Source organism: Citrobacter sp. RHBSTW-00570, from assembly GCF_013739755.1.
Taxonomy (GTDB): Bacteria; Pseudomonadota; Gammaproteobacteria; order Enterobacterales; family Enterobacteriaceae; genus Citrobacter; species Citrobacter braakii.
In genome coordinates, this window is sequence record NZ_CP056399.1 from 2,568,098 (window position 1) to 2,589,772 (window position 21,675).

18 protein-coding genes and 1 pseudogene are annotated in these 21,675 nt (G+C 51.1%); 10 read left to right on the forward strand and 9 right to left on the reverse strand.

Annotation, left to right across the window (positions count from 1 at the left end; genetic code table 11):
- Positions 1–23: 23 nt before the first annotated feature.
- From HV237_RS12190 to HV237_RS12220, 7 genes are read right to left on the reverse strand one after another with little or no spacing between them, the layout of a single operon-like run.
- A complete protein-coding gene (locus tag HV237_RS12190) occupies positions 24–959 on the reverse strand; it encodes an ABC transporter ATP-binding protein (RefSeq protein WP_047359106.1) in 936 nt (311 codons plus the stop codon).
- Positions 952–1,938 carry an ABC transporter ATP-binding protein gene (locus HV237_RS12195; protein WP_016156537.1) on the reverse strand — a complete coding sequence of 329 codons (987 nt, stop codon included), beginning with the start codon at positions 1,936–1,938 and terminating at the stop codon, positions 952–954. The genes HV237_RS12190 and HV237_RS12195 overlap by 8 nt, the downstream gene beginning before the upstream one ends.
- A complete protein-coding gene (gene ddpC / locus HV237_RS12200) occupies positions 1,935–2,831 on the reverse strand; it encodes a D,D-dipeptide ABC transporter permease (RefSeq protein ID WP_047359105.1) in 897 nt (298 codons plus the stop codon). Before ddpC ends, HV237_RS12195 begins: the two co-directional genes overlap by 4 nt.
- Positions 2,828–3,850 carry an ABC transporter permease gene (locus tag HV237_RS12205; protein ID WP_181541553.1) on the reverse strand — a complete coding sequence of 341 codons (1,023 nt, stop codon included), beginning with the start codon at positions 3,848–3,850 and terminating at the stop codon, positions 2,828–2,830. Before HV237_RS12205 ends, ddpC begins: the two co-directional genes overlap by 4 nt.
- 44 nt (positions 3,851–3,894) lie before the next feature.
- The gene (locus HV237_RS12210) at positions 3,895–5,457 is read right to left on the reverse strand and encodes an ABC transporter substrate-binding protein (RefSeq protein ID WP_047359103.1); all 1,563 of its coding nucleotides are present in this window, start codon (positions 5,455–5,457) and stop codon (positions 3,895–3,897) included.
- 15 nt (positions 5,458–5,472) lie between these two features.
- Positions 5,473–6,060: a D-alanyl-D-alanine dipeptidase gene (gene ddpX / locus HV237_RS12215; RefSeq protein ID WP_016156534.1), complete on the reverse strand. Its 588-nt coding sequence runs from the start codon at positions 6,058–6,060 to the stop codon at positions 5,473–5,475.
- A 14-nt stretch (positions 6,061–6,074) separates the two neighbouring features.
- Positions 6,075–6,941, reverse strand: coding sequence for a MurR/RpiR family transcriptional regulator (locus HV237_RS12220; RefSeq protein WP_016156533.1), 867 nt, complete (start codon positions 6,939–6,941; stop codon positions 6,075–6,077).
- A gap of 400 nt (positions 6,942–7,341) precedes the next feature.
- On the opposite strand from HV237_RS12220, the gene hdeB reads away from it, so the two are divergent.
- Entirely contained in the window at positions 7,342–7,671 is a 330-nt protein-coding gene (gene hdeB, locus HV237_RS12225) for an acid-activated periplasmic chaperone HdeB (RefSeq protein WP_003019999.1), read from the forward strand.
- Between the two features lie 155 nt (positions 7,672–7,826).
- Positions 7,827–9,770, forward strand: coding sequence for a methyl-accepting chemotaxis protein (locus HV237_RS12230; RefSeq protein ID WP_065554448.1), 1,944 nt, complete (start codon positions 7,827–7,829; stop codon positions 9,768–9,770).
- A gap of 65 nt (positions 9,771–9,835) precedes the next feature.
- Here the strand turns inward: HV237_RS12230 and HV237_RS12235 are convergent, their stop codons facing one another.
- Complete coding sequence (locus HV237_RS12235; RefSeq protein ID WP_047359101.1) at positions 9,836–11,203, reverse strand: glycoside hydrolase family 10 protein; 1,368 nt, start codon at positions 11,201–11,203, stop codon at positions 9,836–9,838.
- 12 nt (positions 11,204–11,215) lie between these two features.
- Positions 11,216–11,503, reverse strand: coding sequence for a VF530 family protein (locus HV237_RS12240; protein WP_016153085.1), 288 nt, complete (start codon positions 11,501–11,503; stop codon positions 11,216–11,218).
- 454 nt (positions 11,504–11,957) lie between these two features.
- On the opposite strand from HV237_RS12240, the gene HV237_RS12245 reads away from it, so the two are divergent.
- The 8 genes and pseudogenes from HV237_RS12245 to HV237_RS12280 all read left to right on the forward strand — a co-directional run bounded on the left by HV237_RS12245 (position 11,958) and on the right by HV237_RS12280 (position 21,585).
- A complete protein-coding gene (locus HV237_RS12245; protein WP_016153084.1) occupies positions 11,958–12,674 on the forward strand; it encodes a YebC/PmpR family DNA-binding transcriptional regulator in 717 nt (238 codons plus the stop codon).
- A 745-nt stretch (positions 12,675–13,419) separates the two neighbouring features.
- Positions 13,420–13,899: a hypothetical protein gene (locus tag HV237_RS12250; protein ID WP_001542736.1), complete on the forward strand. Its 480-nt coding sequence runs from the start codon at positions 13,420–13,422 to the stop codon at positions 13,897–13,899.
- Between the two features lie 21 nt (positions 13,900–13,920).
- Positions 13,921–14,724 carry a TIGR02391 family protein gene (locus tag HV237_RS12255; protein WP_000619352.1) on the forward strand — a complete coding sequence of 268 codons (804 nt, stop codon included), beginning with the start codon at positions 13,921–13,923 and terminating at the stop codon, positions 14,722–14,724.
- 20 nt (positions 14,725–14,744) lie between these two features.
- A pseudogene (locus HV237_RS12260) lies at positions 14,745–15,134 on the forward strand (restriction endonuclease); the annotation flags it as partial.
- 69 nt (positions 15,135–15,203) lie between these two features.
- The gene (locus tag HV237_RS12265; protein ID WP_181541554.1) at positions 15,204–16,184 is read left to right on the forward strand and encodes an IS5-like element ISKpn26 family transposase; all 981 of its coding nucleotides are present in this window, start codon (positions 15,204–15,206) and stop codon (positions 16,182–16,184) included.
- Positions 16,166–16,633 carry an HAD-IA family hydrolase gene (locus tag HV237_RS12270; protein WP_249415293.1) on the forward strand — a complete coding sequence of 156 codons (468 nt, stop codon included), beginning with the start codon at positions 16,166–16,168 and terminating at the stop codon, positions 16,631–16,633. The genes HV237_RS12265 and HV237_RS12270 overlap by 19 nt, the downstream gene beginning before the upstream one ends.
- Before the next feature lie 655 nt (positions 16,634–17,288).
- Positions 17,289–18,068: a Hachiman antiphage defense system protein HamA gene (locus HV237_RS12275; RefSeq protein ID WP_000248889.1), complete on the forward strand. Its 780-nt coding sequence runs from the start codon at positions 17,289–17,291 to the stop codon at positions 18,066–18,068.
- On the forward strand, positions 18,052–21,585 hold the full coding sequence (locus tag HV237_RS12280) for a DEAD/DEAH box helicase (RefSeq protein WP_181541555.1): 3,534 nt from the start codon (positions 18,052–18,054) through the stop codon (positions 21,583–21,585). The genes HV237_RS12275 and HV237_RS12280 overlap by 17 nt, the downstream gene beginning before the upstream one ends.
- The last annotated feature ends 90 nt before the right edge of the window (positions 21,586–21,675 follow it).

Sequence of the window (21,675 nt, forward strand, 5' to 3'; positions counted from 1 at the left end):
ACGCAATACGCCAACCGTTCAGCTCATGCAACCGCCCGCCAGCAGCGAACTTCACCACCGCTATCACTTTTCAGCAATGCCTGTTTCTTCTCACAGCCGCTGGTCGCCAGTGGGCATCTGTCACGGAAAAAACAACCCTGGGGCAGCGTTCGGTTCCCCGGTAGTTCGGTTTTCCGTAACACCAAATCCTCCGCCAGCGGTGCTCCCGTTTTAGGGACCGAATCCAGCAATAATCGCGTGTAGGGATGGGCGGGCTGCGTGAGTACCTGCTGCGCATCGCCCAGCTCAACAATTTGCCCGAGGTACATCACCGCCACGCGGTCGCTCATATGGCGAACCACCGACACGTTGTGCGAGATCAGCACGTAGGTCAGGTTCCTGCGAGCCTGCAATGACACCAGCAGATTGAGAATTTGTGCCTGCACGGAGATATCCAGCGCCGAAGTAGGTTCATCAAGCACAATCACGTCCGGCTCTGATGACAACGCCCGGGCGATGGCAATACGCTGGCGCTGTCCACCGGAAAACGCATGCGGCAGGCGGTCGAGATATTCAGGACGAATTCCCACTTGTCGCGCCAAATCTTCAGCAAGCATACGGCGCTCACGTTCTGCAGGACGTTTTTGGATCCACACCGGTTCGGTGATAATCCGCCATACCGGTAAGCGCGGATCCAGCGATGAAAGGGGATCCTGAAAGACCATTTGCATACCGGTATGCTGCTTGTCACCACGGCGCGCATAGTTGCCCTGACTGGGTTTCAGCATCCCCATCAGCAGTTGCGCCAGCGTACTCTTTCCACAGCCGGACTCGCCAACAATCCCCAGCGTTTCCCCCTGACGGATCTCTAAATCCAGACCATTGAGGGCATGCACCCGTTCCGTTACCTTGCCAAGCCAGTTTTTACGCGCAGGGAAGTTGACATGAACATTCTGCAGCGCCAGTAAAAAATCAGACATGTGTTGTCTCCAGTTGCGGATACCAGCAGGCAGATTGTTGATCCCCGCCTCCCTGACTGCGTAACGCAGGTGTTTCTTCACAACGGGGGCCAGCGGCAAAGCAGCGCTCGCGAAACGCGCATCCCGTCGGTAAGCAGGTTAAGTTCGGCACGGTGCCGGGAATGGCGGGCAGCAATGCGCGCGGCTCGCCGTGTTCCGGCGCGCATTTCAGCAGACCAATGGAATAGGGATGCGTCGGGCGTTGAATAACGGTTTGCGTTGGGCCACTCTCAATCACGCTTCCGGCATACATGACGTACAACCGGTCGCATAACTGTGAAACCACCGCCATATCATGGCTGATAAATAACACGGCTGTCCCGCTAGCTCGCGCTTTTAACTTCAGCAAACGCAGCACCTGCAGTTGCACCGTGACGTCCAGAGCGGTGGTCGGTTCATCGGCAATGATAAGCTCCGGTTCACACGAAAAGGCCAGCGCTATCATTACGCGCTGGCGCATCCCGCCGGAAAGCTCAAACGGGAAACGCTTCATGACTTCCGCCGCATCCGGGATTTGCATCTCCTGGAGTAAAGCGATGGCTTTCTGACGGGCATCCGTGCGGCTTAACGCCTGATGATGGCGGATAACCTCCACCATTTGCTGACCGATGCGTCGGGTCGGATTCAGCGCCGTCATGGGTTCCTGAAAGATCATCGCTACGCGTGCGCCGCGCCATTGGCGCATTTGCTTCTCGCTGGCATTGAGCACATCTTCCCCCAGCAGCGAAACGCGTCCCTGGTGGATATGATAACTGCCTTCCGGCAGCAGACGCATGGTGAGCATGGCCGTCACGGACTTACCAGAACCGGACTCGCCAACCACCCCAACGATTTCTCCGCGGTTGATATGCAGCGATACATGGTTAAGCGCATGCACGTCAGCTTTATAGCCGGGAAAACTCAAATGCAAATCTTCGATTTCCAGCACGGGTTGTGTCATGACTGTTTTCCTCCGGCTTTCGGGTCAAGCAGATCGCGAATACCATCACCAAAGAGATTAAAGCCCACGGCGGTAATCAGAATGGCGGCGCCGGGGAAAGCGCAATACCACCACTGATCAAGCACATAGTTACGGCCTATTGCGACCATCGCTCCCCATTCAGCGCTGGGCTGCTGTGCGCCCAGACCGATAAATCCGAGCGTAGCGGCCATCAGGATCGCACTGCCGATATCCAGCGACGCTTGCACAATTAGCGGGGGCAGAGAGTTACGTAAAATGTGCCAGCTAATCAGATGCCAGCGTGATGCGCCGTAGGTCCGCGCCGCCTGCACATAGGTAAACTGGCGCACTACTAACGTTTGACCGCGTGCGAGGCGCACATAAAACGGAATACGTACGATAGCAATCGCCAGCATGGCGTTAAACAGGCTTGGACCCAACGCGGCGGCCAGCGCCATCGTCAGCACCAGCGAGGGAATGGACAGCATAATGTCCATTATTCGCATAATAATTGCATCGGCGCGTCCGCCCATGACGCCAGACAAACAGCCCAGCAGCGAACCCAATCCCCCGGCGATACCCACCACGACCAGCCCCGCAACGACCGATTGTTGGCTACCCACCAGAACGCGGCTGAACAGATCGCGGCCGACTTCATCGGTACCAAACCAGTGAGCGGCTGACGGGGGCAGCAGGCGCGCACTCAAATTGATGGCATTAGGGTCGTGAGGGGTTATCCACGGCGACAGCACCATCAGCAGCAGTATCACCACAATGATGACCCCGCCAACCAGCGTCAGCGGGCTGCTTTTCATCATCCAGAACAGTTTAGCCCAGTCTGTGCGACGGCGTGTTGTCTGAGGCGCGGCTGGCGTTTCTTGTGTGAGCATCATTGTGCGTCTCCGCGTCCAATTCGTGGATCGATCCACAAGTAGAGTAAATCCACCACCAGGTTAACCAGCACATAGGCGAAAGAGACCACCACGGCAAATCCCATTACCGCCGGGAAGTCGAGCGCCTGAATCGACGTCACCACCCAGGCACCCATTCCCGGCCAGGCGAAGACCGTTTCAGTCAGCACCGCACCGTAGAGCAGATCGCCCAATGCCAGGCCGAGAACGGTTATCGAGGGGATAAGCGCATTTGGCAACGCGTAACACAACACGATGTACCAGCCCGGCAACCCGCTGGCGCGAGCGGTGCGAATGTAATCTTCACTCAGTTGCTCCAGCATGGCGGAGCGAATCTGACGGGCAACGATCCCCAGGTGCACAAAGGCCAGCGTCAGCGATGGCAGGATCAGGTGCTGAAGCGCATTGAAAAAGACTTCGCCATTGCCTTCCAGCAGTGCATCAATCAGATAGAACCCGGTGACGTGAGTTGGCGGATCCAGCCAGTCGTCTAAACGTCCACCGCCGGGTAAAATTTGCAGATGACCATAAAACAGCACGATAACCCCCAGCTCCAGCCAGAATGCTGGCGTGGAGATACCGGTGATCGCCATCAGACGAACGAGGTGATCAAGCCAGCGGTTGCGCCAGACCGCAGATAAAATGCCCAAAGGAATACCGATAACCAGCGCCAGCAACAAGGAGCAGAAAGCCAGCTCAAGGGTGGCGGGGAAGAAGATGCGCAGCTCATCCAGCACCGGACGTCCGGTGCGAATAGAAGTGCCTAAATCACCGTGAAAAATGTCGCTGACATAGCGAAAAAACTGGATATACAGCGGCTGGTTCAGCCCCAACTGTTGGCGAATATTTTCGACAATTTCATCACTGGCGCGATCGCCCGCCAATAGCCGCGCGGGGTCGCCAGGTATCAGGTGCGAAATAATAAAAGTGATTACGCAAACACCGATAACCACCAGAATAAGTCCCCAGCATCGCTGGCGTAAAATGCTCCAGAACGTCATTAGCTTCCCCTTGCGGAGCCAGAGCGGCTCCGCATTAACGTGGCTTATTTACTCATGGTGGAGATATTGAAGACCTGTTCCAGCATGGGGTTGAATACAAATCCTTTGACGTCTTTGTTCATCGCCAACTGATAGTTTTTCTGGAATAAATAGACGTAGGCGGCTTCATCAATCACGATAGTTTGCGCCTGCTGGTAGTCATTGGTTCTGGCAACCTGATCGGTCGTGGCCAGCGCGCTACGCAGTAGCTTATCGACCTCACCGTTTTCATAGAACGAACGGTTACCCGGCAAGCCTTTCTTATCTGACTCAAACCAGTAGTTCATAAACATGTACGGATCGGCGAAATCAGGGCTCCAGTTGCCAATGGCAATGTCGTAATCTCCTTTGCCCACGCGGTCACGCATGGTGGCGTTCGCCAGTTTTTCCAGCTTCACCTTAATGCCCAGTTTGCCAAGGCTTGCCTGGGTCGCGAGCGCGATAGGTTCCCAGTTAGGGTCATTATCCGAGTACAGGAAGCTCAGGCTGTCAGGTTTGGAGGCAACTTTGTCCCACGCCGCTTTCGCTTTAGCTTCATCGAAACTGTACTGCATGGCCTTGTCGTCAAAACCCCACATGCCTTCAGGGATCGGACCCCGCATTTGCTTACCGTTGCCGCTCAGGATCCCGTTTACCATGCCTTTATAATCGGTGGCCCACGAGATGGCGCGGCGTAAATCCACCTGATTGAGCGGCGCTTTACTGTTATTCAGATACAGATAGGTCACGCGCAACGAGGGATAATCCGCCACGTTAACTTTGCCTTCCTGTTTTAAGGCGGCAAGCTGGTCAACCGGAAGCGCATCAGCAATGTCGATATCACCCCGCGACAATTGCAGACGGCGAGAGGCGCTTTCACCGATGATTTTTACCGAAACCCGCTTAAACGCCGGTTTTGCACCGGCATAATATGGGTTAGGAACCAGCACCAACTGCTGTCCCTTTTGCCAGCTTTTGAGCATGAAGGGACCGGAGCCTGCCGTGTTCTGCGCCAGGAATCCGCGGGCATCGTCTGCGGCATGCTCTTTTAAGACGGCCGGGTTAATAATTGAAGCCCCGTCATTGGCCAGCGTATACAGGAACGGCGCAAATGGCTGGCTGAGGGTAAACTTCACCGTATTGTTATCGATAGCCTCGACCTTCAGATCTTTCGGGAACGCTTCTGCAGGCCCCTGGCCGATTTTGAGCAGGCGTTCAAAAGATTGCTTTACCGCATCAGCCGTCACCGGCGTTCCGTCGGCGAATTTGGCATCGTTTTTCAGGATAAACGTCCACTCTTTCTGGTCGTCAGAGGCCTTCCAGCCGCTGGCCAAATCGCCTTCAACTTCCGTGGAGCCTTTACCGCCATCCGTTTTGTACTGAACCAGCCGCTGATAAGAGGGATAGGTGACCGTCCAGTCGTTGTTATCGATGGTCACGGCGGGATCGAGCGTCTGCGGATCGGCAGCTTTGCCGATCACCAGCATATCTTTGGGAACGGCGGCCTGCGCAGCGGGCAGGGCAAACGCCAGCGCAACGGCTATCAGAGCGGGGCGAAAAAACGCGTTTAACGCAAGTGTAGTCTTCATAACCAGGCTCCAGAATTAAAGGGAATGTTGTGTTGTTATGGGTGTGACAGTGTAACAATCTATCTGATCGTCAAGCAGCGGATAGCGGGCGGCATCAGGTAATTCAAAATGCCACCACTCGCTGGTGATACCGACAAAACCGCCGCCGAACATAATGGCATTGAGCAGCAGGCGGTTGCGCTGCGCAGCCGGAGGAACAGAAGGGTGCCAGGCATGGGAACGGTCGTGCATCTCATCAAAGCCCGCGCCCATATCGAGAAGATTGCCACGATCGTCCATTAGCGTAACGTCAATGGCCGTCCCGCGGCTGTGATTGGATCCTATCGCCACATCAACAACATACTGAGGATCTGGACACGCATTCCACAGTACCGCCTGCGCCTGCTGCGGGCGATACGCGTCGTATACCACAAGTTTCAGGCCCGCCAGTTGCGCAATACTGATGCTTTTCGCCAGCGCAGTGACCGCCTCGGTGTGCAACAGGCAACGAGCTTCCCGGTAGATAGGGGCGCCGGTAATGTTGTCTGCCGTAGCGTATTTAAGATCGATATGCAGCGACGGGAATATCACCGACAGATCGACCAGTTCTGGGGTTTCTGACATAGCACGTTTCCTGTTTATTGTTCGAATTGACCAAATTGTTGTTGTAACTGGCGATTGGTTTGCAGGCGTTCTGCGAGGGAGTCACCCAGTTGTGCCACCACCGCAGAGAGTAATAAGTTGAACAGACAGCTCACCGGAGCCAGTGAGTCCCAGAAATGTCCGGTGTCAGTTTTCACCTGAAGTAAGTCAATGGAATAGTCTCTGGCCCACGGGCACCACACATCGGTGATTAACGCCAGCGGAATGCAGCGTTCTGTGGCAACGCGGCAATATTGTCGCGAGATAGCGGAATAGGCGCGCATATCGGTGATCACCACGTAAGGCTGGGTGAATCCGGAATTCAGCGACTCGACCCAACTGCCGGAAAGCCCTTCGGAGTAGCTGACTTTAGGCCGCAGGTATTCCAGGTGACTGAAAAAGGCGTTAGCGATCCCGCGGGTGGACTGGATCCCAAGGATATACACGGCTTCCGCATGCGCCAGCCGCTGCGCTATGCGTAAAAACGTTTCGCCTTGCGCGAGTTGATAGACATAGGTAATGGCGTCGATTTCCAGTAACAGCGACTGCTGCGCGCGATCTGGCAGGCTTTGTTGCTGGTGCCAGGAGTCCAGCCGCTCGTTCATCCCCCAGGGTTGATAGGCGACGACGGGTAGCTCCCGCAGGCTGGCTTTTGCATCTTCCAGATTGCGAAAGCCCAGTTTACGCAGATAGCGTCCAACGGTAATGCCGCTGGTTCCGGTCGCTTTAGCAATACCATCCGCGGTTTCAAAAGGGATCTGCACAGCATGGGCTAACAGCCACCCGGCCACGCGCTTTTCGCTGGGCGTCAGTTGGCTAAAGGTCTGCTCTATGCGGGTAAATAACTCCGGTTTCGCTGTCATTACCTTCTCGCTGTTAATTGTTTGTCAGAGTACGGTTCACTGTTAGCAAATTAACAATGCAGGACGCGTGCCATGTTGGTAACAGCGGCACGCTGACCATTTTTGTTAAAAATCAGCCCATATCCGTTAACTAATGATCAACATTTGTGCAGCGTAGTTCAGTTTTGGTGCAGCGACAGGGGAAGAGGGGTATGAATCTGCTGATTTCGTCGGAACGATCACATTGTGGCCACGTTTTACGCCCAGACATCAGAATCAGTAATGTGAAATATAAATTTCAGCCATATCAATGGTGGCAATCTTTATTCTTATGACGTTAGGGGTATTATTTTTTGCGAACTACATTAACGGTTTGAAGCGCAAGTGTAGATATTATTTATATTATAAATGGAGTACTACAATGAATAAATTCTCCCTTTCTACAGCAGGTATTCTGGTCGCAGCGCTGTTAACCAGTGTCAGCGTCAATGCAGCAACTGATAACGCTAAAACTGAAGTGACTCCAAAAGGCATGAATTGCCAGGAGTTTATTGATTTGAACCCGCAAACTATGGCCCCGGTGGCTTTCTGGGTGCTCAATGAAGATGAAGATTTCAAGGGTGGCGATTACGTAGACTATAACGAAACCGTGACGACTGCAGTTCCTCTGACCGTTGAACTTTGTAAAAAACATCCGCAGAGCGAATTAAGCAAAATAAAAGACGAAATCAAAAAAGAATTATCCAAATAAGATTAAGTCATTATTAAAACCCAGCCAAAGTGCTGGGTTTTGCTATTTGTGACAATGTCACCTATTTATTTTGTGATACTTAAGAAAACTTTATAAAGATATAAACGCCTGTGCCGATACTGGATAAAAGTTAGCCTTTTGCAGAAGGAGTTTGTATGGCCTGGTATCCTACTCGTATTTCAACGCGTTTAACCATCGGCGGCATTCTGCTGCTTGCAGTCACGACCCTTGTTATTGTGGTGATTATGCTCTGGCGTGGTCAACCGCGCGTCGTTGAAATCAACACCGCCCTGATCGAAGAAACAGGGCAAGGTTTAACCCGCCAGTTGAGTACCGTATTGTCCCGAATTGAAGGTGAGACCGTCAGCTTGTCACGACTGGCTGAGGTGCTGCCAAATGATGAATCTCTTTACCAAAGCGTCGTTCCGCATCTGATTGGTGAAGATAAAGATTCGATTATTACCGGCGGCGGCATCTGGCCAGAACCAGACGCTTTCACCGCAGGTGTGGAGAAAAGAAGCTTTTTCTGGGCGCGTAATGCTGAAGGTAAACTGGTGTATTCCAACGACTATAACGTCGAAGGGTCAAGCGGATACCACAATGAAAACTGGTATCAGCATGCTAAAGGGCATTCACAAAACAGTTGCCTATGGTCTGATGTCTACCAGGACGCCAGTTCAGGCGTCAACATGGTAACGTGCAGCGTACCTTATCAACTGGCGGGCAAGTTTGCCGGTGTCGCCACCACCGATATTCGCCTGGATAACGTCGCCACTTTCATGCAGCAGCAGGGAAACAGCACCGGTGGTTACGCGTTTGTGGTGGACAAGCAGGGACAAATCCTCTATTTCCCGCAGGCCGATCTGGCGAAATATAAAACCATTAACGATCTGGCGCAAAGCGCGCAATGGCTTATCCCGGTGGAAAACGGTCTGAAATCTCTGCGCCCAGCGGACGGGGTGAAAACGCTTACGCTTGCAAATGATAACGTCCTGAATTCGGCTTCACGGGTGATGCTGTTCCCGATGGCGGATACCGGTTGGGTTGTTGGTCTTGCGACGCCTGAATCGCGTATCGTCGGCCTTGCCAAAGTGATGATGCAGGACGTGCTGGAAGTGTTGATCCCGATCATGACCCTGTTGCTGGTGGGATCCTGGCTGGTGGTTCGCCGACTGATTTCACGTCTCGATGACACCCGTCAGGCTCTCGATGACATTGCGCAGGGAGAAGGCGATCTTACCCGTCGCCTGGATGTGCGTGGCAAAGATGAGATTTCTGCTATCGCCGAAGCGTTTAACCTGTTCGTCGATAAAATCTCAGCCATCCTGATCACTGTCAGAAGCAGTAGCGTAGTGGTGGCGAATAACGCTGTCAGCCTGGCAGACAGTAATATGGAACTTTCATCTCGCGTGACGCAACAGGCCGCTGCGCTGGAAGAGAGTTCGGCGGCAATGGAACAGTTAAATGCGACCGTTCATCAAAATGCCAGTAATACACAACTGGCGGATGAACTCTCCGATAGCACCGCGCAAACAGCCAACCGCTGCGGCGATGTTATGCAGGGTGTTATCTCTACAATGGATAACGTCAGTGCCTCATCCGGCAGAATGGTGGAAATTGTCGCGGTTATCGACAGCATTGCGTTCCAGACCAATATTCTCGCCCTGAATGCTGCGGTTGAAGCCGCCAGAGCAGGTGATGCCGGGAGAGGGTTTGCCGTTGTGGCCTCCGAGGTGCGTACGCTGGCCCAGCGCAGCGCCACCGCCGCGCAGGAAATAAAAGCATTGATCGATGAATCCGTTTCTCATGTAGGTAGCGGAAGTCAGCAAATTCACAATGCGGGCGAACGTCTGGGAGAACTGGTCAGTAATGTACGTCAGGTACGTCAGTTAATGGGGGAAATACGCGTTGCGGGTGAAGAACAACGCAAGGGCGTTTCCGAAGTTACGCTGGCTGTTACCGAAATGGACAGCACCGTTCAGCAAAACGCCTCGTTAATAGATGATGCTGCCGCGCGAACGCAGGCGCTGAAAGAGGAGGCGGAACAGCTGGCGATGCTGGTCTCATCATTCAGATTGCCTGAGCCTTCAGTTGCCTGATGAATCGGTTAAGAGCGTCCGTATAACCGGACGCTCTTGCGTTATAAATCCAATACGGACGACCATTAACGCCCCCAACGACTGCGAATATAGGTCACGGCTTCCTGCGTTTGCGGCTGATTAAGGTAATCTTCGCGAAACAAAATTGTGCCGTTAATGTGCGGTTCAGACTCGTTCAGATCGAGCTGTTTTTTCAGCTCCGGCACACCGCCTTTGACCGTCCAGTCAGGTTCTTTTCGCGACGGCTCACCGACTTTGTACAACGCCACCCCAATATACAGGCGGGTGTTGGTTGATTTGACGACATCTGCCCACCATTTCGCCAACACATCGTAACGCGCCGCATCGCGGGCAAAAGGCCAGTACAGCTGCGGGGCGATGTAGTCCAGCAAGCCTTGTTGCACCCAGCGGCGGGTGTCCGCATACGATTCATCATAGGCTGCCGCGCCGCGCGTGTCGGAGCCCGCCGGATCGTGCGAACGGTTGCGCCACACGCCCGCAGGGCTGACGCCAAATTCAACTTCAGGTTTGAGTTTCTTGATGGTTCGTGAAACCTGAGCGATCAGGCGTTGCGTGTTATCGCGCCGCCAGTCAGCTTTGGAGACAAATCCCTGGCCGTATCTTCTGAAGGTCTGGCTGTCGTTGAGCGCAGAGCCGGGAGACTCGGTATAGAAGTAATCATCGAATTGCACGCCGTCAACCGGGTAATTCTCAACCACTTCAGCCACGATGCTGGTTATCCAGTCACGCACTTCGGGAATACCGGGATCTAACACAAAACGCTCGCCCGAGGTACGGATCCAGTCTCGATGCAGGACATAAACGCTGGAAGGCGTCTGTGACAGCGTGTTGTTTAATTCGGTAACCGTTGCCGGTTTAGTGTTCACGGACACGCGGTAGGGGTTAAACCAGGCATGGACTTTCATTCCGCGTTTATGCGCTTCATCGAGCATAAACCGTAACGGATCGTAACCCGGATCCTGACCAATCTTACCGGTCAGGGTATCTGACCACGGCAAGATTGTAGAATGCCACAACGCAGTGGCATCGGGCTTCACCTGGAAAAAAACGGTGTTAATACCAAGACGTTTCAGGTTATCCAGCTTGTCAGTCAGCGCCTTTTGCTGCTGGCTGATACGAACGGCAGGCGAGCTGATGTTGACGGATGAAATCGGCGGCCAGTCAAGACGCGAAACCGTTGCCAGCCAGATACCGCGTACCGGCTCCTTGCTCTGCTGCGGTTTGCCCACCGGGGGCAGTGGGGTGATTTTTGAACCGGGCGGCTGTGAAGAACAACTGCCAAGTAGCAACATACTGCCTACGAGCAGCGCAAACCATTTCATGTTGGTTCGCGGCAGCCTGGCTCGGGAACGGGCGAGAATAGTCGCCAGTTTTTTCTGATAATTTGCTGAAATAAAACCGGATGCTGACATCAGATTTTGCTCTTAATTCTTCTTGTTTCGGCTGTTAGCCCAGGGATCGAACGCCGGTTCGGTGGTGTTATTTGAGGCAAGGTCATGCAGTGAATCCAGGTACAGCGCTTCAACTTCTGCCCGCGCCCACGGCGTGCGGCGCAGAAACTTCAGACTGGATTTAACGCTCGGCTCATTTTTAAAGCAGTTGATATTAATGCGTTGCGCCAGCTCAGCCCAACCATAACGATCAACCAGTGCATTGACCTGCATTTCAAGCGTTACGCCATGTAAAGGGTCTTTAGAAATATGAGCATTCATATGAAGTCCAGTTCAGTGGTTCCAGATTTTGTCAGTAGTGCAACGGGAAGAAGGTTACAAGAAAGCGGGGCGACCAGCAATGGCATCTGTTCCTCAGGCTTTCATGATTAAGAAGTAAACATCAGCCAAACATTGCTGAAGAAAAGATCTGGATTAGATGCGTTCATTAATCTTAAGTGGGTATTTATACCTGGATTGTTACTCCAGTTTCTCTTTATTTATGTATTATCGCTGTCATTCGACTATTAAAATAAAAAAACAAAAGATCTAAAAAAAGCGAAAATAACATATCCATAATGTTAACTATTGATAAAATTAAAGTAACATTTAGTAAAACATGGATATTTTGTTTTTCATGGACGAGAGTTTACATATCATGATATAATATCGCGGAAAAATTTGCAGGTTATTAATCTGCGTGTAATGTAAATGAATTTCTGAGGAGACTATTCCAGTGGGACGTAAATGGGCAAATATTGTTGCTAAAAAAACTGCTAAAGACGGTGCAACGTCTAATATATATGCAAAATTCGGTGTGGAAATCTATGCTGCTGCCAAACAAGGTGAACCAGACCCAGAATCAAACTCAGCTTTAAAATTCGTTATTGAACGTGCGAAACAAGCACAGGTTCCTAAACACGTTATTGATAAAGCAATTGATAAAGCCAAAGGCGGCAGCGATGAAACGTTCGTGCAAGGGCGTTACGAAGGCTTTGGTCCAAGTGGTTCACTGATTATCGCTGAAACATTGACGTCAAATGTTAACCGTACGATTGCTAATGTCCGCTCAATTTTCAATAAAAAAGGCGGGAATATCGGAGCAGCAGGTGCTGTCAGCTATATGTTTGACAATACCGGGGTGATTGTATTTGCAGGAACAGATCCTGACCATATTTTTGAAATTTTGCTTAATGCTGATGTAGATGTTCGCGATGTAACCGAAGAAGAGGGAAACATCGTTATTTATACTGAATCTACAGACCTTCATAAAGGAATTGCAGCCCTGAAAGCCGCAGGGATTACTGAATTCTCAACAACAGAATTAGAAATGATTGCTCAATCAGAAGTTGAACTTTCACCAGAAGATTTAGAAATCTTTGCAGGACTCGTTGATGCCCTTGAAGATGACGATGATGTTCAAAAAGTCTATCACAACGTTGCAAACCTCTAATTATAAATAAAGGAATCTGTTATTGCGGCAGATCTTTAACTTATAAAGTTGTTACAAAAATATCTAGCCCGATACATTGATTATAAAAAAAGAAAAAATTTACGGTAGAAAATCAAAGTGACTGTCTGCTTTTGCTCAAGGCAGACAGTCATGTCCTGCAGTTTTCAGTCAGGATTAGCAGGGGGAGCTTTTCCAGGAATGAAAAAAACCGTTTCCTGGCTTCCTGACTCGAAGGCGACAACAGCTCTGACCTTATCGTTTTTCATCACTGTGTACCAACCGGAACCGCCAAACTGAGAATGGCTAAAGAGGGATCTGCATTCGGGGTCATCTGACGAAAACTTTTTACCGTAGCAGATAAGGGAAGGGTAAGGATTTGATGGAACGGCGTCAGCTAAGGGGTATGAACTAAGCATTCATCAAATACCAAATTGCATTTAACTATTCTGGGTTTGAGGGAAATACATAATTTAATTTATAATAAAAAACTTTGCAACCCACTGTAATTAAATAATTTTTTCTCATCGAGCAATCAAAGCATGCACTTATGAACTAAGTTTTGGTTCATAACTGTGCAAGTAGCTGAACACAAATCATACGAATTTTCTACCATTGCTTCATGAACTGGTTTTTCTGATTTTGTGATGAACATCAGGTTTTAGTATTCAGTTATTATACCTTTTAGTTGGTAACCGAATGCGTACTGAAAAATCCAATAAAATTCCTTAAATATGCGAGCGTGATAATGGCACTGACCCCGGCTCAAATACGCTACCTCAATCAATGTGAACCAGGCGAACCTGTGTCACATGCATTGTCCGAGCTACTATTCAATGATCATGATCTACTCAGTATTGATGCTAACGAACGGTCCATTACCTTTCGCTTTGCGATGTACCTCCAGCTATCTTTCCCCGGTTGGAATGTAGATTGCGAATATAACCGGGATGGTGTAGAACCTAAACGGCTCAGACATTTGGAGCTTTATCCAGACAGCGAAGACGTTGAAGCAAAGACAGTATTTCCTGATGTGATCGTGCATCGGCGAGGTACACAACAGAATCATCTGGTCTTAGAATTTAAAAAATCAACGAGTCGCGTCGATAGACGAATCGATCTACTGAAACTTCAAGGTTATAAGCAGCAGCTTGGCTACGATCACGCTTTGTTTGTGGAGGTCGGTACTGAGGGACAATCGATTATCACGGCGCTCGAGTGGGTCTGAAAGGTGATAAAAAGGTAATTTATGATACGTATTCCATTATTCAACTCTCAGCACCTTGAGGCCGCTTGTCGCGTTCTTGCTGATACCGAACGTGGCTTGAGTGGGGCGCAGATCGAGCGACTCCTACAAGAAATCAAAGTTGCCGACACATCGCCAAGCATGACAAAATGGAAACGGCTGTATAATGCGCTCGTAGGTGCGCAGAACCAATATCAGGTCGGCAACCATCTCATAATGTTCATTAACCGTGCGATGAATCCGGTAAATTACGCTCGTGATCCAGCAGTATTTACCTGGAGGCGTGATGAACTCAATGTTGTCCTAGCTTTTTCCGGCTTTTATGTCCGCGAAGATGGTAAGGTCACGAACGCTACTAAAGCAACAACACTCGATTCAGCCAGAGCCCGCGCCGGGCGACTTAAGGCTGCACTCGAAAACCGTGCTGTGCATGCAGAAGTTTTGAACTATTGTCGTGCAGAACTTCTGGACGAAAACTATTTTCATGCCGTCTTCGAGGCGACGAAAGGGGTTGCGGAACGTATTCGTCAGTTGTCTGGGTTGAGCGGCGATGGTGCTGACTTGGTGAACAAGGCATTTACCGGACAACAACCAGTTCTGACCTTGGGACCGCTCACTACCGACTCAGAAAAGAGTGAACAAAAAGGTTTTGCGAACCTACTCATTGGTCTATTCGGCGCTGTGCGCAATCCACTGGCCCATTCGCCTAAGAAGAATTGGCCCATGTCTGAATTGGATGCGCTGGACATCCTTACGTTGGTTTCGCTTATTCATCGCAAGCTGGATGGCACACAGAAAAAAATATAGCCATATTATTGGGGAGTTGCATGAGCTACGCGGACTGGCGAGTTTATCAGGAGGCCACAGCTGAAGTATTTCGACGTCTTGGATGTAATGCTTTGGTTGATTATCGAGCCAAAGGTGTTCGAGCGCCCCATGATATTGACGTCTACGCGACCTTCCTTCGATCGGGTATCCTCTGTACTTGGGTAATCGAATGCAAATTGTGGAAAACTCGCGTTCCTAAGGAAAAGGTGCTTGCTCTCAAGAGCCTCATTGATGACCTTGGTGCCGATCGAGGAATCATGGTCAGTGAGGTTGGTTTCCAACCTGGAGCACAGGATGCGGCACGAGGGTCGAACATCACTCTGGTCATATCCTTGGATGATTTTGCCAAGACTGCACAGGCAGCAACATCAGAAGCCTCTCTTATTCTAGGGAAGGTGCGAACAAGTTCCTGATATGAGATCATCATATTCATCCGGAGCGCATCCCAGAGGGACATCATGAGCCATCAACTCACCTTCGCCGATAGTGAATTCAGCACTAAGCGCCGTCAGACCCGAAAAGAGATTTTCCTCTCCCGCATGGAGCAGATTCTGCCATGGCAAAACATGGTGGAAGTCATCGAGCCGTTTTATCCCAAGGCGGGCAATGGCCGACGGCCCTATCCGCTGGAGACCATGCTGCGTATTCACTGCATGCAGCATTGGTACAACCTGAGCGACGGTGCCATGGAAGATGCCCTGTACGAAATCGCCTCCATGCGCCTGTTTGCCCGATTATCCCTGGATAGCGCCCTGCCGGATCGCACCACCATCATGAATTTCCGCCACCTGCTCGAGCAGCATCAACTGGCCCGTCAATTGTTCAAGACCATCAATCGCTGGCTGGCCGAAGCAGGCGTCATGATGACCCAAGGCACTTTGGTGGATGCCACCATCATTGAGGCACCCAGCTCTACCAAGAACAAAGAGCAGCAACGCGATCCGGAGATGCATCAGACCAAGAAAGGCAATCAGTGGCACTTTGGCATGAAGGCCCACATTGGTGTCGATGCCAAGAGTGGCCTGACCCACAGCCTGGTCACCACCGCGGCCAACGAGCATGACCTCAATCAGCCGGGTAATCTGCTTCATGGAGAGGAGCAATTTGTCTCAGCCGATGCCGGCTACCAAGGAGCGCCACAGCGCGAGGAGCTGGCCGAGGTGGATGTGGACTGGCTGATCGCCGAGCGTCCCGGCAGGGTAAAAACCTTGAAGCAGCATCCGCGCAAGAACAAAACGGCCATCAACATCGAATACATGAAAGCCAGCATCCGTGCCAGGGTGGAGCACCCGTTTCGCATCATCAAGCGGCAGTTCGGCTTCGTGAAAGCCAGATACAAGGGGCTGCTGAAAAACGATAACCAACTGGCGATGTTATTCACCCTGGCCAACCTGTTTCGGGTGGACCAAATGATACGTCAGTGGGAGAGATCTCAGTAAAAACCGGAAATAACGCCAGAAATGGTGGAAAAAATAGCCTAAATAGGCTGATTCGATGTGTTTGCGGGAAAAAAATCGGCCCAGATCCGCGAAATTTTAATCAGCGAGTCAGCTTGGGAAGAAATGACCTGCTTATTCGCACCTTCCCTAAGCCTAACCCAAAACTCTTGGAGCACATTTGTCTCACTGAAAATGTAGATATTAAAGATGCGGTATATGTTGGTGACTCTATTACTAAAGATATATCAATGGCAAAGTCTATTGGAATGAAAGCTGTTTGGGCTCGCTATGGTCGTCAGTTTGCTCCCGAGCTATGGGAAATTTTAGTGAAAATAACACACTGGACTGATAAAGATGTTGAAAGAGAAGAGCAACTGAAGGAATCATTTTCAAGAGTTAAACCGGATTATTCAATTAATAGTTTTGCAGAAATTTTGGATCTGATGTGATTTTCATTATGGTTCCAAGATCTTAAAGGATTTTGGAACCACTTTATACTGGCTTTATTATCACAAAAGTGATTGGCCTGGCCCCCATTTTATAAGATATCTCAATTTTCGAAAGGCACCATAATCTGAATCGACACTTCTTAGTTTCAGGAGTATCTCCTACCAGTAAAATCGCAGCAAGGATTGATAGGGGCCTGAGAGATATTCATCCCTGATTTTGTGTAGCTCAACAGCCAGTCCAATGTATGGCACAGTTTAATTCACGTCACCGATTCTATATGTATAGGATTTCCTTACGATGAAAGTGTATCTTGTACAAGTTTCAGCTAGTTTCATCTACGGACACGGGGGTACCCAAAACAGAGGGAGGAGCAAAAAACGCATAAGACAATGATTTTTTTCGACAATCGTAAAAGTATTGGGAGATCACTGCCTATTAGGCTTACAAACTGTTAAAATTCCCATCAATTTTTCATTGACTGGGGCAGCGGACGAATTAACTGACGGTTATACCCGGGTCTCAGCATACGACTAAAACCTACATTTGCAGAAATGTTACACCCAACTTCCAAGGTGCAATCGCTCTACGAATGGTTGTTAGTGAAAAAAGGGTCATCGCATGAAGTCTAACCTTTTTCGAATTAAGGAGTAGGGTATGGTCCCGTTCTATGATTGGTGCGACTCGGCTGACATGCCATTAGGTAATCACCATGTTCGAGTCATGACGGGCCGGCCAGGAGATATTGCGACTGGCATTCAGATGACAGCTAGGGCTATCCCCGCCCACTACACTACAGAGGAGCGGATTGCCGCCGCGCTTGCGAAGTTAGGTAAGACAGCAGCTGCTCAAATGCTCAACGATCTCCTTCCGCAAACTGCGCATATTAGGTCGGGTGACCTTGGCGAGATCTATGCAACAGAATGGATTGATGCGTACAGCGGTTATCGAGCGCCTATCAAAAGACTGCGCTGGAAGGATCATCGAAATATGGCAATGCGCGGCGATGATGTCATCGGTATGCTTCTCGACGCTGAAACACAGCGACTCAGCTTCCTGAAAACAGAAGCTAAAAGCCGTATTAACCTGCGCGCTCAAACGCTTGAGGAGGCTCGGAGCGGCTTAGATAAGGATAGCGGCCTTCCCTCGTCGCATGCGTTATCTTTTATCTCGGCCAGACTTATGGAGATAGGCACCGATGCACCGCTCGTAGACGCAATCGACGAGGCACTCTACCGGCACGGTATCCCGCCCGAGAGCGTTAAACATCTACTCTTCACGTTTTCAGGTAACCCACCACAGACGCTCCTAACACAGGCGCTACAGGCCTATCCTGGCCCGATTGGACAATGGGGTGTCGGTTTGCATATCGACAACCATGCTGCTTTTGTCGGAGCCGTCTACGATCGAGTAATTGCCGATGCCAACAACCCCTGATGCTATCATTGCTGCTATAACGGACGCGGCGACGGTCGGCTTTCGCGGCAGGCTAATTGCACGAGGTCAGGCACGTGCAATGATCTGGCGTGACGGTGTTCTTCCTCCTGGTGCGCCGGATTTCTCGGCTCAACTCAGCTTCGATCTTCACAGTTACGCGTATGGTTTGCTTGGACTAGGTCTGCGCCTTTTAGAGTCAGATGGCGACCCGAATCAAGCACGGATCGCATTCGAACAGGCGGCGACAGCGCTTGAGTCGGTCATGGCCAACGGCAATCGCGAAGAAGCTGATCGCGATTTCCATTTTCTCCTTGCAGCTGCCAGTTATCACCTCGCGCACCTTTCTGCCCGGGCCTATTCCCTCCTCGCAATTGTGGCCGATGAAGCAAATTTCTCGCCGATCGAGCATGCGCTAACTCTGTTGATACGCCGAGATATCAATTCGCTGCGTACACGCGTATATACCTTTCGTCTCGATGGTCGTGGATCTGATGCGACCATTACGACATTCTTACAGCAGCATCTCACCGAGTCCATCGTTGCCGATGCGGCGGAACGAGATGGAAAGGACTTTCTTTTCGAAGGCCTGAATCTCGCACTGACAGATGTTTTCTTCGGTGCCTTTTCGATGTTCCTGCTCGCCCTAGATCGCGGTGAATATACTCTTCTCGAAAAAGCGATCGCCCAGCTTCGTGAAAACCTCGATATCTGCGGGGAGCTGAACCTTATACCGCAATGGTGGGTGCACCGGATTGCTATCCATCTGCTTAAAGATTTCTGGTCGAACACCTTCCACGAAAAAGTTCCGCTGCTTCCCGCTGGCGGCGTTGCCCCTTCGTGGCCTGTCCTTCGTGAACTCTTTATTGGCTTGCTCGCTCGACGCCCAAGGGCAGAGGTCGACTTGTGGCCGTCGCAGATTGAAGCGGCATCGCGAGCTGTCAACCAGACCGACAACCTCGTTGTTTCGTTGCCGACCAGCGCAGGTAAGACCCGCATCGCTGAATTGTCTATTCTGAGATGTTTAGCCGGTGGGAGGCGTGCCATTGTCGTGACCCCGCTTCGCGCTCTATCTGCGCAAACCGAAGCCACACTTCAGCGTACCTTCGGGCCACTCGGCAAGACCATTTCTGCCCTTTATGGCAGTATCGGAGTGTCCGGCTTCGACGAAGATGCCATCCGCGGGCGTGATATTGTTGTCGCAACCCCAGAGAAGCTCGATTTCGCCTTGAGGAACGATCCGTCACTGCTCGACGATGTGGGCTTGCTCGTTTTCGATGAGGGCCATATGATTGGTTCAGGTGAGCGCGAAGTTCGTTACGAGGTTCAGATTCAGCGCCTCTTACGTCGTAAGGACGCAGATCAACGCCGCATAGTCTGTCTATCGGCAATTCTTCCGGACGGAGATCAAATGGAAGACTTCTCGGCGTGGCTACGGCGCGATCAACCGGGAGGTCCCATTAAGAACGATTGGCGTCCGACGCGTTTGCGGTTCGGCGAGGTCACTTGGAATTCGCCGACAGCGCGCCTAAATCTTCGCGTTGGTGAGGAAAGGCCATTTGTGCCCAGATTTCTGACTGGTGCGGCACCGCCGCTGTTCGTACCACCGAAGAAGTGTCGCAACCGACTCTTTCCGGACAATCAGCAGGAGTTGAGCCTTGCAACCGCATGGCGTCTAGTCAGAGATGGTCAGACAGTGTTGATCTATTGCCCAGAGCGTCGCAGCGTCGAACCATTTGCCAAGGTCATCGTTGACTTGCACTCGCGCGGTGCACTCGAGTCTTTGCTAACAGTCGAATTGACCACTTTGCAGATCGCTATAGCACTCGGTGAGGAATGGCTTGGGACAGACAGCTATATTCTGAAATGCCTTCGGCTTGGTGTGGCTCTTCACCATGGTGCCTTGCCGACAGCTTATCGCAAGGAAATCGAGCGCCTTCTGCGAGAAGGTATACTCAAGGTCACGATCTCATCGCCGACTCTGGCGCAGGGACTCAATCTCTCGGCGACAGCGGTCGTCATGCACTCGCTCTACCGGCACGGTGAAATGATCAAGGTTTCGGAATTCAAGAATGTCATCGGCCGAGCAGGCCGTGCTTATATTGATGTAGAAGGCCTTGTTCTCTATCCCATCTTTGAAGATGTGAATAACAGGAAGCACAACAAATGGGTCAATCTGATAGAAGACCACGGTGCTCGTGAGATGGAAAGCGGGCTCATCCAGCTCATCTTCTCGCTGCTGAGCCGCATGCACTCTCACATTGGCGGTGATCTCGACCATTTGATCGACTATGTTGTCAATAATGCTGCTGCGTGGGTCTTCCCAGAGGTTGCCGGTGAAAAGGTTGATGAGCGAGAGCAGGCGCTGAAAGAGTGGGATCGCCATATGGCGACACTAGATACCGCCATTCTCAGTCTCATTGGTGAGGCCGATGTACCCGATGACCAGATCGAGACCGCTCTCGACAGTATTCTCCAATCTTCACTCTGGCAACGCCGCCTGCTGCGTGTTAACGACGAATCACGGGCTGCCTATCGCACCGCGCTGTTTACTCGGAGCCGTTATATCTGGGCGAATTCGACTGCCGTCACACGGCGTGGTTATTTTCTGGCTGGGCTTGGCCTTGAAGCTGGACGTGCGCTGGATGCAATTGCACCGGAGACGAACAATCTGCTCATGCAAGCTAATGCAGCCTTGGTTGTATCAGATCATGAGGCTGCAATCACTGCGATCACAGATATCGCCGAACGCGTGTTCACCTTTTATCCGTTTGAACCAGACACGCTCCCGGCGAATTGGCGTGAAATCCTCAGAGGTTGGCTGCTTGGGCATCCGTTGGCAATGATGATCGCCGGAGAGGAGGTAGACGCATTGCAATTTATTGAGGGCGGTCTGGGCTATCGTCTTCCTTGGGCTATGGAGGCGTTGCGGGTACGTGCCGCCGCCAACGGTGATACCGTTGGCATGCCAGCACTAGCGTTGGAAGATTATGAACTCGGCCTTGCTGTTCCAGCTGTCGAAACGGGGACGATGAACCGCTCAGCCTCAATACTGATCCAGGCGGGTTTTAATTCACGACAGGCGGCCATCAAAGCCGTCACCGATACGGCTGCTAACTTCACGAACGGGGCGGAATTGCGCGATTGGTTGCGTTCACCTGGTCTCGCTGTCTATTCGGCACAACCAAACTGGCCAACGGCCGAAGCTCGGACTATATGGCTCGAATTCATCCAGGAATTTGCTCCGTCAGACAACCTTTCTTGGGCGCGGCGAGATTATCTTGGAAACGTCAATTGGTTCGATGTTCCGGCGCCTTCCGGAACTCCAGTCGGTCTCTTTCATTGGAACGGACAACCGCTAGTGCTTGCACCAGATGGGCACGCGATTGGTCTGCTACAACACCCTCTTAACCTTAATCGGCGAGGACTTGTGCGAGCGACGGTCGCTATGAATAACGGCCAGATCAATCTGAGCTATCTCGGCCCTGATGATTTGTGGGTAGTTGCGAAGCCACATTAAGATATACTGCTATAAAGGAATTAGCTGGGGATCCCTGTGGTAGATCACTGTTTTCACCATATGTTCAAACACGTTAGGATTTAAATTTTA

Excerpts from the sequence above, each read along its gene's own strand:
- HV237_RS12230 (WP_065554448.1), top strand. The coding sequence starts at position 7,827 with ATGGCCTGGTATCCTACTCGTATTTCAACGCGTTTAACCATCGGCGGC.
- HV237_RS12190 (WP_047359106.1), bottom strand. The coding sequence starts at position 959 with ATGTCTGATTTTTTACTGGCGCTGCAGAATGTTCATGTCAACTTCCCT.
- ddpX (WP_016156534.1), bottom strand. The coding sequence starts at position 6,060 with ATGTCAGAAACCCCAGAACTGGTCGATCTGTCGGTGATATTCCCGTCG.
- HV237_RS12210 (WP_047359103.1), bottom strand. The coding sequence starts at position 5,457 with ATGAAGACTACACTTGCGTTAAACGCGTTTTTTCGCCCCGCTCTGATA.
- HV237_RS12280 (WP_181541555.1), top strand. The coding sequence starts at position 18,052 with ATGCCAACAACCCCTGATGCTATCATTGCTGCTATAACGGACGCGGCG.
- HV237_RS12265 (WP_181541554.1), top strand. The coding sequence starts at position 15,204 with ATGAGCCATCAACTCACCTTCGCCGATAGTGAATTCAGCACTAAGCGC.
- ddpC (WP_047359105.1), bottom strand. The coding sequence starts at position 2,831 with ATGATGCTCACACAAGAAACGCCAGCCGCGCCTCAGACAACACGCCGT.
- HV237_RS12255 (WP_000619352.1), top strand. The coding sequence starts at position 13,921 with ATGATACGTATTCCATTATTCAACTCTCAGCACCTTGAGGCCGCTTGT.
- HV237_RS12235 (WP_047359101.1), bottom strand. The coding sequence starts at position 11,203 with ATGTCAGCATCCGGTTTTATTTCAGCAAATTATCAGAAAAAACTGGCG.
- HV237_RS12220 (WP_016156533.1), bottom strand. The coding sequence starts at position 6,941 with ATGACAGCGAAACCGGAGTTATTTACCCGCATAGAGCAGACCTTTAGC.
- HV237_RS12250 (WP_001542736.1), top strand. The coding sequence starts at position 13,420 with ATGGCACTGACCCCGGCTCAAATACGCTACCTCAATCAATGTGAACCA.
- HV237_RS12195 (WP_016156537.1), bottom strand. The coding sequence starts at position 1,938 with ATGACACAACCCGTGCTGGAAATCGAAGATTTGCATTTGAGTTTTCCC.
- HV237_RS12240 (WP_016153085.1), bottom strand. The coding sequence starts at position 11,503 with ATGAATGCTCATATTTCTAAAGACCCTTTACATGGCGTAACGCTTGAA.
- HV237_RS12205 (WP_181541553.1), bottom strand. The coding sequence starts at position 3,850 with ATGACGTTCTGGAGCATTTTACGCCAGCGATGCTGGGGACTTATTCTG.
- hdeB (WP_003019999.1), top strand. The coding sequence starts at position 7,342 with ATGAATAAATTCTCCCTTTCTACAGCAGGTATTCTGGTCGCAGCGCTG.
- HV237_RS12275 (WP_000248889.1), top strand. The coding sequence starts at position 17,289 with ATGGTCCCGTTCTATGATTGGTGCGACTCGGCTGACATGCCATTAGGT.